Source organism: Paraburkholderia sp. J67, from assembly GCF_905220265.1.
Lineage (GTDB): Bacteria > Pseudomonadota > Gammaproteobacteria > Burkholderiales > Burkholderiaceae > Paraburkholderia.
This window is the reverse complement of record NZ_CAJMZK010000002.1, coordinates 200091-213715: the sequence shown is the minus strand read 5'-3', so window position 1 is coordinate 213715 and position 13625 is coordinate 200091. Positions and strand designations below refer to the sequence as shown.

Here is a 13625-nt window from a genome sequence, read left to right as displayed (position 1 = left end):
TCGAAGGCAGTCGCGTCACGTCGCCGTCGTCATTTCATTCAGCCAGTCCAGGAGTCATCGAGCCCATGCAACTCGTGCAACACGACGCGCGCTTCGCGAGCGCCGACCAGATCACGCCCGCCGATCTCGCCGCTATCGCCGACGCCGGCTATCGTTCGGTCATCTGCAACCGGCCCGATGGCGAAGGCGGCCCGTCGCAGCCGGCATCGAACGACATCCGCGAAGCCGCGCAGCAACTCGGGCTCCAGTTCGCGTACCTGCCGGTGACGCCTGGCAAGATCGGCCCCGACGATGTCGCGCAGTTCGCGCAACTGCTCGCCGACCTGCCCGCGCCCGTGCTCGCCTACTGCCGCACCGGCAATCGTTCGACCAATCTCTGGCAATTCGCGCAAGCGAGCGCCGTGGCGGCGCCGCTGGTCGCGCCGAGCGGGTCTAAGGCAAAAGCTTCGAACAGCGCCGAAGCGTGGGACGTCGTCGTAATCGGCGGCGGTCTGGCGGGCATCAGCACGACGGCGAGCCTGTTGCGCCGCCAGCGCAATCTGCGCATCGCCATCGTCGAACCGAACGATCACCACGACTATCAGCCCGCCTGGACGCTGGTGGGCGGCGGCGCGTTCGACGTGAAGAAGACGCGTCGCCCGATGGCAAGCGTCATGCCGCAAGGCGCGACCTGGATTCGCGCCGGCGCCGAACGCGTCGAGCCCGCGCAAAACCGCGTGCGCCTCACGAACGGCGAGACCCTCGCCTACAAGCAACTGATCGTGGCACCCGGGCTGCGCCTCGCGTGGGAGCGCATCGCCGGTTTGCAGGAAACGCTCGGCAAGAACGGCGTCACCTCGAACTACCGTTACGACCTCGCGCCCTACACCTGGGAGCTCGTGCAGCAGATGCAGGGCGGCACCGCGCTCTTCACCCAGCCCGCCATGCCGATCAAGTGCGCGGGCGCGCCGCAGAAGGCCATGTATCTCGCCTGCGATCACTGGATGAAGCGCGGCGTGCTCGCCAGAGTGAAGGTCGAATTCGATCTCGCGGGCGCGGTGTTGTTCGGTGTGCCGACTTTCGTGCCGCCGCTCATGGAGTACGTGAAGCGCTACAACGCGCAGCTCGAATTCAGCTCGAACCTGGTCGCCATCGACGGTCCCGCGCGCCGCGCCACCTTCGAGGTCAAGGACGCCGACGGCAACGTCACGCGCGTCGAGAAGCGCTTCGACATGATCCACGTGGTGCCGCCCCAGGTGCCGCCCGACTTCATCCGCGAGAGCGATCTCGCCGATGCGGCCGGCTGGTGCGAAGTCGATCACGCGACGCTGCAACATCCGCGCTGGCCGAATGTGTTCTCGCTTGGCGACGTGTGTTCCGCGCCCAACGCGAAGACCGGCGCGGCGGCGCGCAAGCAGGCGGTGATCATCGCCGAAAACCTGCTGGCCGCACGCGCGAACGCCGAAATGCGCTATCGCTACGACGGCTACGGCTCCTGCCCGCTCACGGTCGAAAAGGGCAAGGTGGTGCTGGCCGAGTTCGGCTACGGCGGCAAGCTGCTGCCGACTTTCCCGCTCGATCCGACGCAACCGCGCCGCCTGATGTGGTTCCTCAAGGCCAGCGTGCTGCCGCGCTTCTACTGGAGCGGCATGCTCAAGGGCCGCGAGTGGTTCACGGGCGCGACGCCGGGCGACGCGCAAGGCTGAGCCGGTCCCACAAGCCGATTCGATAAAAAGGAGACCCCGCATGATCGACACCACCACGCTCGTGAGCGCCGCGCTCGGCTCGGTCGTCGGGCTCATCCTCGCGCTGACGGGCGCGGGCGGCGCCATCGTCGCGGTGCCGCTGCTGGTGTTCGGTCTGGGTCTCGGCGTAGCGCAGGCCGCGCCTATCGGGCTCTTTGCGGTGGCGCTGGCGGCGGGCATTGGCGCGTTGCTCGCGCTGCGCGAGGGCAAGGTGCGTTACAAGGCCGCCGCGCTGATGGCCGTGGCCGGTGCGGTGATCTCGCCCGCCGGGCTGTGGGTAGCGCATCGCGTACCGGATGCGCCGCTCATGCTGCTTTTCGCGCTGGTGCTCGCGCGCGTGGCGTGGCGCATGTTCCACCAACCCGCCTCGGGCACGACGGCGCACGATCTGCATGGCGGCGGCGAAGCCTGTCCCTCCGACCTGCCCTGCCGCCTCAACCTCGAACGCGGCAAGCTCGACTGGACCGCGCCCTGCGCACGGGCGCTCGCGCTCTCGGGGGCGTTCGCGGGTTTTCTCTCGGGCTTGCTCGGCGTGGGCGGCGGCTTCGTCATCGTGCCGGCGCTCAAGCGCGCGTCGGATATTCCGATGCAGGGCATCGTCGCCACCTCGCTGGCTGTGATCGCGCTCGTGTCGAGCGCGGGCGTGGCGGCCTCGGCGGCGAGCGGTCACATGCTGTGGCTCAATGCGCTGCCCTTCGCAGCGGGCGCGCTCGCGGGCATGTTGATCGGCCGCAGCTTCGCGCGCCATGTGAGCGGCGCGCGGCTGCAACAGTCGTTTGCGATGTTCGCGGGCTGCGTGGCAGTGGGCATGGCCGTGAAGGCCGTGCATGCGCTCGTCATCGCGGGCAGCGTTTGAGCGATTCGATGCGCGCGGTTTGACGCCCCCGGGCCTTCAACCCTCGAAATCCAGCCCGCCGATCAGAATTTCCGGCTCGCCCTGCGTGCGCGTGGCGAAGTCCACCGGACGCGCCGTTTCCCACGACGCCATCTTGCGCACCGTCGCCTCCAGGTAGTGCGCGAAGCGGGTCTCGCCGCCGGGCTCCATGAGGCGCTCGATTTCGTCGACGTCCCAGGTCAGCGACAGGTTCAGCGCATACGCATACGGATGCCGCGCCTCGCCAGGCTCGCCGCGCAGGCGCACGCGCGTGGGATGCCCGTGTCCCTCGTTCGGCACGACATCGACTTGAATGGTCGGGCCGAACTGGCTCGCCAGCCGCGCGGCGATGCGCGGCGCGAATGCCTCCTCGAAGCGATGGACGGCTTCGTTGTTCATGCGCGGGTGTCTCCGTTTTTGCGTATCCGATATCGGCACATCGTCGCATACGCCCGGCACGCCGACCAGTCCTGACATGAGTGCGCCCGCCTGCCCGGCGCGCGCCGGACGATTCAACGGGCGGCGCGTGCCGTGCGCGCGGCCCGCGCCGCCGCAAGCGTGCCGCGCAGCCCTTCGAGCGAATAGAGCGCAAGCGCGACCCAGATCGCGCCGTAGCCGACCGCCTGCACCGACCCGAACGGCTCGCCGTAGATCAGCACGCCGGTGAGCAGTTGCAGCGTGGGCGTGACGTACTGGATCAAGCCGAGCATCGACAGCGGAATGCGCCGCGCGGCCGCCGCGAACATCAGGAGGGGCACCGCCGTGACCGGCCCGGCCGCGGCCAGCAGCAACTGCACGCCGAGCGACGCGTGCCCGAAATGGCTCGCGCCCGCGAGGCCGATGATCGACAGATACACAATCGCGACGGGAAACAACAACAAGGTCTCGAGCGTGAGCCCTTCGAGCGCGCCGAGCTGGGCGGTCTTGCGCAGCAATCCATAGCCGCCGAAGGTAGCCGCGAGCGCGAGACTGATCCACGGCGGCGTGCCGTTCTGCCAGGTCAGCCAGGCGACGCCGAGCGCCGCGATCGCCACCGCGCACCATTGCAGCGGCCGCAGCCGCTCGCGCAGGAACGCGAAACCAAAGACCACGTTGATGAGCGGATTGATGAAGTAACCCAGGCTCGCCTCGACGATATGCCCCGCGTTGACGGCCCAGATATAGATGCCCCAGTTGGCCGAGAGCAGCACGGCGCTGGCCGCGAAACGCGCCACGAGCCGGCGGTTGCGCAGGGCGGGCCGCAGCCAGCTCCAGTGATGCCGCACGATCAGCACGCCGAGAATGAACACCAGCGACCACGCCATGCGATGCGCGAGCATTTCGAGCGCGGGGATCTGGTGAAGCGTCTTGAAGTAGATCGGGAAGAGCCCCCAGATCACGAAGGCGGACAGGGCGTAGGCGATGCCGGAATTCATAGGCGTATGGATTGGGTTCACGCGCACGGCGGCGGCAAGCGGTTCAGCCGTTCCGGCAGCTTGAGGCTTGAGTCGCGAAGCGGGCCACAAAAATTTCAGGAAGATTTCATCCTTACCCTGCGCCGATTCGCCGGTTTTGCGACAATAGCGGATTTTCGCCGCCAGCCTTTGCCGCTGTCCAGCCTGACGCAACGCCTGATTAGCTCCATGCAGGTGCGCGCAGCGCCGCCGCGTCATCCGCGAGGCATGTCGCTAGACCTGCACTTTTTTCACGCGAGATTCGCGCACCGCGCGCGTTTCCGCGTCGCCGCGATGTCCCTACCCCATATCGAACCGCTCTATTCGCTGTCCGGCCTCGCAGTCGGATTCCTGGTCGGCCTGACTGGCGTGGGAGGCGGCTCGCTGATGACGCCGCTCCTCGTGCTGCTGTTCAACGTCCACCCCGCCACCGCCGTCGGCACCGACCTGCTCTATGCCGCGGCGACCAAGTCAGCGGGCACGCTGGTGCATGGCCTCAAGGGTTCGGTGGACTGGCGCGTGACGCTGCGGCTCGCGGCCGGGAGCGTGCCGGCCGCCACGATCACCTTGATCCTGCTGCATCGCTATGGGATGGATACGCCGCGCGCCGGGCATCTGATCCAGTCGGTGCTGGGCGCGGCACTGCTGATCACCGCCGTCGCCCTGCTGTTCCGTCCGCAACTGGCGGCCTACGCGGCACGCCATCGTCACGGGCCGAGCGAGGCGCGCACGCTGTTCTTCACCATCCTCACGGGGGCGATCCTCGGGGCGCTGGTATCGCTGACTTCGGTGGGCGCGGGCGCGATCGGCGTGACGGTGCTGCTGCTGCTCTACCCGACGCTGCCGACGGTGCGCATCGTCGGCTCCGACATCGCTCACGCGGTGCCGCTCACGCTGCTCGCGGGCGCCGGGCACTGGCTGCTCGGCTCGATCGACTGGTCGATGCTGCTCTCGCTGCTGTGCGGCTCGCTGCCGGGCATCGCCGTTGGCAGCATGCTGTCCTCGCGCGCGCCCGAAAAGCTGCTGCGCGTGTTGCTCGCCGCGACGCTCACGCTCGTCGGCATACGGCTCGTGCTGGCCTGAGTGAGCCGGTTCGGCGCAAACGCATTGCGCCCAGGCGGGGCACGCCCCGCATCGCTCTGCCCGTTCAGGCGTGCGGCGCCCGGCTGAAGAAACGGCCGTTCAGGTCGATTTCGAACTGCCGCAGCCACTGGCCGCGTGCGTCGATGCGGTAGGCCTGGGCCCAGGCGCCGCGTCGCACGATCAGCAACTCGCCGTGCTCGGGATCGTCGGGATCGGCTTCGCCGCTCACGTCGAAGTGAATCGGGGCGAAGCCATGCCGCGCGCAGGCCAGCTCGAACGCCGCGCGATCGACGAGCGGCAAGTCGGTGTAGGTGTGGATAGTCATGACAGTGTCCGGCAAGGAGCCACGAGGACCTCGTGGGGTCTGCATGTCTCCAACGTATACCCCCAATCGCGGGATAGCTGTGTGTCAGTCCACATTTTTGGCGCGCATCCGCCATTCCCAATCCAGATAGTCCGAAAAAAACGGGCCCCGGCACATGGCGGGGGCCCGTTCTTGCGGCTTTGCATGCCGCCTCGCCTGGGCGAAGCGGCCAGCCGGCTTACTGTTGCATGACCGTCAGCTTGTTCGCGACCGACTTCACGCCTGCCACGCCTTGCGCGACCTGGCCTGCCTGGTCGATCTGGCCCTGGCTCGGCACCGTGCCGGTCAGGGTGACGGCGCCGGCGCGCGAGCGCACGGTGATGTTCGACACGTCGAGGCCCTGTGCCTTCGAGAGCGCCTTGCGCACGGTGTAGCCGAGCTTGCGGTCAACCTTCTTGGCCGACGGCGCCGGAGCGGCCGAGGTCGTGGCGGCTGCGCCGCTTGCCGCCGAGTTGTCCTGGGCATACGCGCCGAAGGCGACCGTCATGCAGGCCGCAGCGGCCAGAGTCTTCAGAAAAGCGACCGATTTCATGTTTTCTCTCCTTGTTGCTATCGCGTTGTTGCTTCACACGTTGTACTTCGCTCATGGCCCAAGCCACGTGGCGAAAATGGACCGCCTCTTCCGGCGACGGGACGAAGTGGTCCGTCCGGCCGGTCTGACGGCTTCGGTTACGACACCCACGGGCAGGCGTGCGAGCGCGTGCGCGCGTCGAGACACTGCCATGGTCAGGACACGCTGCGGCGAGAGGCAAGGATTCGGTTGCGCGCGAGATGCCGCGCGGGCAACGGCAGCGCGGCTCGTTTCGCCACCGGGTTGGCCGGTGCGCCGGGCGCGTCTGCGTCGATTGCCATGATGTAGCTTGTAATGGATAGCGGTCGATTCGTTCGACTCTATGCGCGGCGCGCCTGAGCGCGCCGCAGCGACCCACAATTTAGCCTGGGCGGGGCGCGAGCGCAAAGGATTTAGCGGCCAGGCGCGGCGTGCGCGCCACGCCCGCCTGCATGCCGCCGCGGCGGCGAATCTCATGTACCATCGGCGGGCGGAGGTGCGGCGCAGCGCCTTCAGCCGCCGTACCCGCAACGCAGCATCACGATTCGAACCTCCCGAGGCCCGCCATTCCCCGATGAAGTCCCCCTCCGGCCGCAAACCTCCCCCGCGTCTCGTCGCGCGCTTCGTGGCGATTTCGTGGCGCGACCTCGCTGTCTCGTTCGGTCCCATCCTGCTGGTGAGCGTGGCGGCCATCTGGCTCGCCGTGCGCCTGATCCAGCCCGCGCCGCCCAGCACGCTGACGATGAGCGCCGGCCCCAAGGGCAGCACCTTCTGGAATGCCGCGGAGAAGTACAAAACGATCCTCGCGCGCAACAACATCACGCTGAACGTGCTGGAGTCGGAAGGCTCGGCGCAGAATCTGGCGCGCCTGTCCGACCCGGCCTCGCATGTCGATGTCGCGTTCGTGCAGGACGGCCTGTCGACCAAGGTGCCCGACGGGCTCGTCTCGCTCGGCAGCGTGGCCTATGTGCCGCTCGCGGTGTTCTATCACGGCCAGCCCATTACGCGACTGTCCCAGTTCGAGGGCGAGCGCCTCGCCATTGGCGCCGAGGGCAGCGGCACGCGCGAACTCGTGCTCACGCTGCTCAAGGCCAACGGCATCGAGCCGGGCGGCAAGACGCAACTGCTGCCGCTCTCCGGCGACGATGCCGCGCGCGCGCTGGTGGCGGGCAAGATCGACGCGGCGTTCCTCGCGGGCGACTCCGCGCAGCCGCCCGTCATGGGCCGCCTCATGCGCATGCCCGGCGTGCGCTTTTTCGACTTCGCCCAGGCCGACGCCTACGCGCGACGCTTCCCCTACCTCACGGCCATCACGATCCCGATGGGCGCGTTCGACTTCGGCCGCAACCTGCCCGCCGCGCCCCTGCACTTCATTGCGCCGACGGCCGAACTGGTCGCGCGCGATTCGCTCCATCCGGCGCTCTCCGACCTGCTCGTCGAAGCCGCCAAGGAAGTGCACGGGCGCTCGACGCTGCTGCAACGCGCGGGCGAATTCCCGGCGCCGCGCGCGCAGGACTTCCCGATCAGCGACGATGCCGCGCGCTACTACAAATCGGGCAAGGGCTTCCTCTACCGCGTGCTGCCCTTCTGGCTCGCGAGCCTCGCCGATCGCTTGCTGGTCGTGCTGGTGCCGATCATCGTCGTGCTGATTCCAGGGCTGAGGCTCGTGCCTGGCCTCTACGCCTGGCGGGTAAAATCGCGGATCTACCGCTGGTACGGCTCGCTCATCGCGCTTGAACGCGCGGCGCAAGCCGACACGACGCCCGACGAGCGGCGCGCCCTCATGCGTCAGCTCGACAAGATCGAGGAATCGGTGAACGGCATGAAGATGCCGCTCGCTTACGCAGGACAGTTCTACGTGCTGCGCGAGCACATCGGCTTTGTGCGCGAGCGGCTGACGGCGGTGCGCGAACGGCTCGAGGCCACGCATGGAGAAGCGGGCGCGAGCGGCGAACAGGCGAGCGAAGACGGCGCGAAGGACGCGACCAACCCGCAAGCCGGCGAAGCGACCGACACGCCACGCGACGAGCCGGCCAGCCGCGCGTAAGCGTTGAAAAGACTGGAAAGCCCTGGCAAGCAGGCACGGAAAAAAGCAGCACGCAGGACCGAATACGATCAATACTCGAACGACGGGCCGCCGGTGCGGTCCGCATGAAGCCCATTTCGGAGGAACAGCATGATCCGCGGCATCGACGCCAACCAGCCGGCCTGGTTCTACGACTTCGTGTCGCCGTTCTCGTACCTGCTGCTGGAGCAGTACGACAAATGGCCGGGCTTCGACTTCGTGCCGACCCCGGTCATGCTCAACGACCTGTACCGCCATTGGGGCACGCCGTACGGCGGGGCGATTCCCTCCAAGCGCTTCTTCACCTACCGGCACGCGCTCTTTCGCGCAGAACAGCTCGGCATTCCGTTCAAGATGCCGCCCGCGCATCCGTTCGACTCGGTCAAGCCGATGCTGCTGGCGATCGCGGCGGGCGGCGAGTTTGCCTGCGTGCGCGAGATCTTCCGCTTCATCTGGCGCGAAGGGCGCGACCCGTCGACCGAGGAAGGTTTCGAGCAATTGTGCGAGCGCGTGGGCATCGCGCATGGCGAGGCGCTGATCGAAGAGGAAGCCGTGCGCGCGCAACTGCGCCGTTTCACCAACGACGCGATCGGCATGGGCGTGTTCGGCGTGCCGACCTTCTGGATGAACAAGCAGCTTTTCTGGGGAGAGGACGCGCTGCCGATGGTGCTCTACTGCGCGCGCTCGCCGAACTGGCTCGACTCGCGCGAGGTCAAGCGCATCAGCACGCTGCCCTCGGGGCTGGTCAAGCCGGAAACGGCCTGACATTCCTAAGCGCGACGGTGCGCGGCGAGCCGCGCGGCCGCGCTGATGCCGGCCATACCGTGCGCCCTATGGCGGCCTCGCGCGCGGCGGCATAAGGTTATGGCTGACGCCGTGCGCGCGCAGCACGGCCCCGCCCCCCACGCTTTTGCATCGCCATGGACGACACTGCCCTTTCCCTCGACATCTGGCTCGTGCGCGTGCTGCGCACGCTGCTGGTCGAGCGCAGCGTCACGCAGGCCGCGCTACGGCTGAACCAGACCCAGCCGGCCATCAGCACGGCGCTGCGCCGCCTGCGCGAGATCCTGGGCGACCCCATCCTCGTACGCGGCAAGGCCGGCATGGTGCCGACCGAATACGGCGAGTCGCTGCTCGCGCACGCCCAGCGCGTGCTGCGCGATGTCGATTTCGTCGCCACGCCGCACGGCGACTTCGACCCGGAGCGCTCGAAGCGCACCTTCCGCCTCGCCGCACCGGACTACCTCAACGACTTCTTCATGCCCACGCTGATCGCCGCGTTTCGCGAGGCGGCCCCGGCGGCGCGGCTGGAGATCCTGTCGCTCTCCCCCACGCTCGATCATCATGCGGCGCTGGAGGCGGGCGAACTGGACATCGTGATCGGCAACTGGCCAAAGCCCGACGCCCGTTTCGCGCGCAGCGACCTGTTCACGGACAAGATCGTCATCATGATGCGCGCCGATCATCCGCTCGCGCGCGCGCCGCTCACACGCGAGGCGTATCTCGCGGCGGCGCATCTCGCGCCCACGCCTTATACCGGCGCGAACGCGAGCCCGGTGGACATCGGTTTCGCGAAGGCCGGCGCGCACCGGCGCATCGTCGCGACGCTGCCCTACTTCGGCCTCGTGCCGCAAGTGCTGCTGCAATCGGACCTGATCTTCACGACCACGCGCCGCTTCGCCACGCACTATGCGGGGCTATTGCCGATCGCCGTGGCGGAGCCGCCGTTCGCGTTTCCACGCATCCACTGCTATCAGATGTGGCATCCGCAACCGGACCGGCCTAGCGACGTGGGCTGGCTGCGCGAGTTGATCGACGGAGTCTCGGCTTCGCTCACGGTGCGCGGCGGTCGTCGCACGAGCGCTGCGGGTAAGCGCAACGCGTCGCGCACGCAAGATACGCCTGTCGCGACGCGCGAAGAAGCCTGACGACTTCCAGCATCATTCGGATTGCGAAGCGATGAAAAATCCATCGCTCACGCCATATTTTCGGGTCTATTTCGACACTTTCATTTTCCAGTCAGGCTGACCGGCAAGCACGAAGTCTCCGTCGTCGGTTTTGATGACCGAGCGGCACCAGTCGGTAACGTCTTTGCGCCATTCCACATGGCTGCAAAATTTGCCATCGTCGGAGATTTTCCAGCTGCCCTTGCCTGAACTCGAGTGATGCTTGGACGTGGTGAGTCCCGACATCAGGACGGCATCGACACTGCCGTCGTCAGCGTCCTTCCAGAGCGTGGTGGAGCCGTCTGCATAGGTGATCTGGATCTGCGCGCCCGGCAGGAGCTGCTGGAGTTCGTCGTGCGTAAGCGGCGTGGTGCCGTCGGCGAACGCGGGGGATGAAGCGAGCGCCGGCATGGCGATCGCGAGGCTTGCGAGCAGGAATTTCATTTTGGACCTCCCCGGCTTTGACTGCCGCGCAGCAAGGAAAAAGGGCGGCACATGGGCCGCCCAATTCATTGAAGTCCCTGCAAGGTCCAAAAGCAAATTGATGCGCTTGCTACATTGTTGGCGTGTTCAAGCGTTCGCCTTTCCGTTGCATTACGCCTGTGCGAATGCCTCGCGCTTCACTTCGTCCGGCAAACTCACCCGCATCTGCATCAACTGCGCCGCCACGGCCACAGCGATCGAAGACGGTGCCTTGTCCACGATCCCGGTCACGCCGATCGGGCACGTCATCTCGCTCATCCGGGTCGGTTCCACGCCGCGCTCGATCAGCCTGCGCTCGAACTTCACGCGTTTGGTTTTCGAACCAATCAAGCCGAACCAGGCGAAATCACGCCGCCGCATGATGCGCTCCGACAATTCGAAGTCGAGTGCGTGGTTATGGGTCATCACGATGAAGTAAGCGCCGGGCGGCGCTTCATCGACGATCGCGGCGGGCGTGTCGGTGGCTTCTACCTGCACGTTCGCCGGCACTTCGTCGGGGAACAACTCATCGCGCTCGTCCACCCACTGCACGACGCAAGGCAGCATGCCGAGCAGCGTCGCCAGCGCGTGGCCAACGTGCCCCGCGCCGAACAGCACGACGTGCATCGGCCCATACTGCGGCACCGGCGTGCTGCGCCGGCCGATGACGACGCGGCCGTTACGATCGACATTCACGCAATGATTCGGATGACTCAGCATCTCGCACTCCTCTCCTGTCGCCTGATCAGCCGCGCGCCATCTCGCGCACCGCGCGCACGCCCTTGAGGATTTCCTCGGCGGTGGCGGGCGCGTTCATCGGCGGGTTGAAGCGGTAGTCGGCCACGCTCGCCACGGCGTCGCGGATCGCGAAGAACACCGAGAACGGCAGCAGCAGTGGCGGCTCGCCCACGGCCTTCGAACGGTGGATGCTGTCCTCGGCGTTGCGATTGTTGAAGAGCTTCACGCTGAATTCAGGCGGCGTGTCGTTCACGGTCGGGATCTTGTAGGTGGACGGCGCATGCGTCATAAGCTTGCCGTCCGCCTTCCACCACAGCTCTTCCGTGGTGAGCCAGCCCATGCCCTGAATAAAGCCGCCTTCGACCTGCCCCACGTCGAGCGCCGGATTGAGCGAAGCGCCCACGTCGTGCAGCGCATCGGCGCGCAACACGCGCGACTCGCCCGTGAGCGTGTCGATCACGACTTCCGAAATCGCCGCGCCATACGAGTAGTAGTAGAACGGGCGACCACGCAGCTTCGCCTGATCCCAGTAAAGTTTCGGCGTGGCATAGAAGCCGTCCGACCAGAGTTGCACGCGCGCGAGATAGGCCTTTTGCACCAGCGTGCCGAACGGCACCACTTCGTCGCCGACAATCGCGCAGTCGTTGGCGAAGCGCACATCCGCCGCGTTGACCGAACCCTTGCCCCAGGTCGTGGCCGCCAGCGCGGCGAGCCGCTCGCGCAGTTGTCGCGCGGCGTCCTGTGCGGCCTTGCCGTTCAGATCGCTACCGGTGGATGCCGCCGTTGCCGACGTATTCGCAACCTTGCTGGTATCGGTGGCCGTCACGCGCACGCGGCTGAACTCGATGCCGAGTTCGTGCGCCACGACCTGCGCGACCTTGGTGTTGAGCCCCTGCCCCATCTCCGTGCCGCCGTGGTTCACGAGCACGGAGCCATCGGTATAGATATGGACGAGCGCACCGGCCTGGTTGAAGTGCGTGACGTTGAACGCGATGCCGAACTTCACCGGCGTGATCGCGATGCCCTTCTTAAGCACCTCGTTCTTCGCGTTGAACTCGCGAATGGCGGCGCGGCGCGCGCGATAGCCGGTCGTCTCCACGATCTCGTCGATCAACTCGTGAATCACGTTGTCTTCGATCGTCTGGCCGTAAGGCGTTTCGTTGTTCTCGGTCTTGCCGTAGAGATTGCGCTTGCGCACGTCGAGCGGATCGAGGCCGAGCGAGCGCGCGACATCGTCCATGATGTATTCGATCGCGAACGCGCCTTGCGGGCCGCCGAAGCCGCGGAATGCGGTGTTCGACTGCGTGTTGGTCTTGCCGCAGAAGCCCGAGATCGACACGTCGGGCAACCAGTAGGCGTTGTCGAAGTGGCAGACGGCGCGCGTCATCACCGGGCCCGAGAGGTCCGCCGAGAAGCCGCAGCGCGAGGTCATGTCGACGCTCACGCCTTCGATCAGGCCTTCGTCGTCGTAGCCCACTTCATAGGTGTAGTGGAAGTCGTGACGCTTGCCCGTGATCATCATGTCGTCGTCGCGGTCCGGGCGCAGCTTCACGGGGCACAGCAGCTTCCACGCTGCCAGCGCCGCGCAGCACGCGAAGATGCCCGACTGCGATTCCTTGCCGCCGAAGCCGCCGCCCATGCGCCGGCACTCCACCAGCACGTTGTGCGAGGCCACGCCCAGCACGTGCGCCACCAGATGCTGCATTTCGCTCGGGTGCTGCGTCGAGCACCAGACGTGCATGCCGTCGTCGTCCTTCGGCACCGCGTAGGCGATCTGCCCTTCGAGGTAAAACTGCTCCTGACCGCCCAGCAGCATCTCGCCTTCATGGCGATGCGCCGCGCGCGCGGCGCGCGTGGAGGCTTCGCCGCGTGCGAGCTTCATCAGCGGCAGCACCGACTGGTTGGCGGAGCGTGCCTGCTGCGCCGTGAGGATCGGCGGCAGTTCTTCGTACTGCACCTCGGCGCGGCGCGCGGCGCGGCGGGCCGTGTCGTGCGAGGTCGCCACGACGATGAACATCGGCTGACCGACGAATTGCACGATGCCGTCGGCGAGCACCGGGTCGTCGTGGATGATCGGGCCGCAGTCGTTCACGCCGGGAATGTCCTCGGCCGTGAGCACGGCCACGACGCCGGGCGTCGCGCGCACCTTGGCGAGGTCCATCGAGACGATGCGCGCATGCGCTTTCTGCGACATGCCGAGCGCCGCGTGCAGTGTGCCCGCCACGGTCGGGATGTCGTCGGTATAGGTGGCGCGTCCGCTCACGTGCAGATGCGCGGATTCATGCGGGCGCGAGACGTGCACCTGTGCGAAAGGTTCACGCGCCTTCACTTCGTCCAGGAACGGTTCGGCTTGCTGGTTCATGGTTTCGTTCTCCGTATCTCTTCT

Annotated in this window: 13 protein-coding genes; 6 read left to right on the top strand and 7 right to left on the bottom strand. The window is 67.0% G+C overall.

Features of this window, described 5'->3' with window-relative positions; genetic code table 11:
• Positions 1-65: 65 nt before the first annotated feature.
• Entirely contained in the window at positions 66-1685 is a 1620-nt protein-coding gene (locus U5782_RS04950) for a TIGR01244 family sulfur transferase (RefSeq protein ID WP_322042711.1), read from the top strand.
• Between the two features lie 40 nt (positions 1686-1725).
• Positions 1726-2580 carry a sulfite exporter TauE/SafE family protein gene (locus tag U5782_RS04945; RefSeq protein ID WP_322042710.1) on the top strand — a complete coding sequence of 285 codons (855 nt, stop codon included), beginning with the start codon at positions 1726-1728 and terminating at the stop codon, positions 2578-2580.
• A gap of 36 nt (positions 2581-2616) precedes the next feature.
• Here the strand turns inward: U5782_RS04945 and U5782_RS04940 are convergent, their stop codons facing one another.
• Complete coding sequence (locus tag U5782_RS04940; protein WP_322042709.1) at positions 2617-2997, bottom strand: DUF5594 family protein; 381 nt, start codon at positions 2995-2997, stop codon at positions 2617-2619.
• 113 nt (positions 2998-3110) lie between these two features.
• Positions 3111-4013 carry an EamA family transporter RarD gene (gene rarD / locus U5782_RS04935; RefSeq protein WP_322042708.1) on the bottom strand — a complete coding sequence of 301 codons (903 nt, stop codon included), beginning with the start codon at positions 4011-4013 and terminating at the stop codon, positions 3111-3113.
• A gap of 312 nt (positions 4014-4325) precedes the next feature.
• Between rarD and U5782_RS04930 the strand changes: the two genes are divergently transcribed.
• The gene (locus U5782_RS04930) at positions 4326-5114 is read left to right on the top strand and encodes a sulfite exporter TauE/SafE family protein (RefSeq protein ID WP_322042707.1); all 789 of its coding nucleotides are present in this window, start codon (positions 4326-4328) and stop codon (positions 5112-5114) included.
• 64 nt (positions 5115-5178) lie between these two features.
• On the opposite strand, the gene U5782_RS04925 is transcribed toward U5782_RS04930, so the two are convergent.
• Together U5782_RS04925 and U5782_RS04920 are read right to left on the bottom strand one after the other, a co-directional pair.
• Positions 5179-5439, bottom strand: coding sequence for a hypothetical protein (locus U5782_RS04925; RefSeq protein ID WP_322042706.1), 261 nt, complete (start codon positions 5437-5439; stop codon positions 5179-5181).
• Positions 5440-5656: 217 nt separating this feature from the next.
• Positions 5657-6010, bottom strand: a complete 354-nt coding sequence (locus U5782_RS04920; RefSeq protein ID WP_322042705.1) for a BON domain-containing protein — start codon at positions 6008-6010, stop codon at positions 5657-5659.
• 592 nt (positions 6011-6602) lie between these two features.
• Here U5782_RS04920 and U5782_RS04915 point away from each other — a divergent pair.
• The 3 genes from U5782_RS04915 to U5782_RS04905 all read left to right on the top strand — a co-directional run bounded on the left by U5782_RS04915 (position 6603) and on the right by U5782_RS04905 (position 10021).
• Positions 6603-8075, top strand: coding sequence for a TAXI family TRAP transporter solute-binding subunit (locus U5782_RS04915; protein WP_322042704.1), 1473 nt, complete (start codon positions 6603-6605; stop codon positions 8073-8075).
• A gap of 129 nt (positions 8076-8204) precedes the next feature.
• Complete coding sequence (locus U5782_RS04910; RefSeq protein WP_322042703.1) at positions 8205-8858, top strand: 2-hydroxychromene-2-carboxylate isomerase; 654 nt, start codon at positions 8205-8207, stop codon at positions 8856-8858.
• 155 nt (positions 8859-9013) lie between these two features.
• Positions 9014-10021 carry a LysR family transcriptional regulator gene (locus U5782_RS04905; protein WP_322042702.1) on the top strand — a complete coding sequence of 336 codons (1008 nt, stop codon included), beginning with the start codon at positions 9014-9016 and terminating at the stop codon, positions 10019-10021.
• Between the two features lie 66 nt (positions 10022-10087).
• Here U5782_RS04905 and U5782_RS04900 read toward each other — a convergent pair whose 3' ends face one another.
• The 3 genes from U5782_RS04900 to xdhB form a co-directional block, all read right to left on the bottom strand.
• Complete coding sequence (locus U5782_RS04900) at positions 10088-10483, bottom strand: DUF995 domain-containing protein (RefSeq protein ID WP_322042701.1); 396 nt, start codon at positions 10481-10483, stop codon at positions 10088-10090.
• Between the two features lie 150 nt (positions 10484-10633).
• Positions 10634-11221: a xanthine dehydrogenase accessory protein XdhC gene (gene xdhC / locus U5782_RS04895; RefSeq protein WP_415914250.1), complete on the bottom strand. Its 588-nt coding sequence runs from the start codon at positions 11219-11221 to the stop codon at positions 10634-10636.
• A 25-nt stretch (positions 11222-11246) separates the two neighbouring features.
• A complete protein-coding gene (gene xdhB, locus U5782_RS04890) occupies positions 11247-13601 on the bottom strand; it encodes a xanthine dehydrogenase molybdopterin binding subunit (protein WP_322042700.1) in 2355 nt (784 codons plus the stop codon).
• Between the last annotated feature and the right edge of the window lie 24 nt (positions 13602-13625).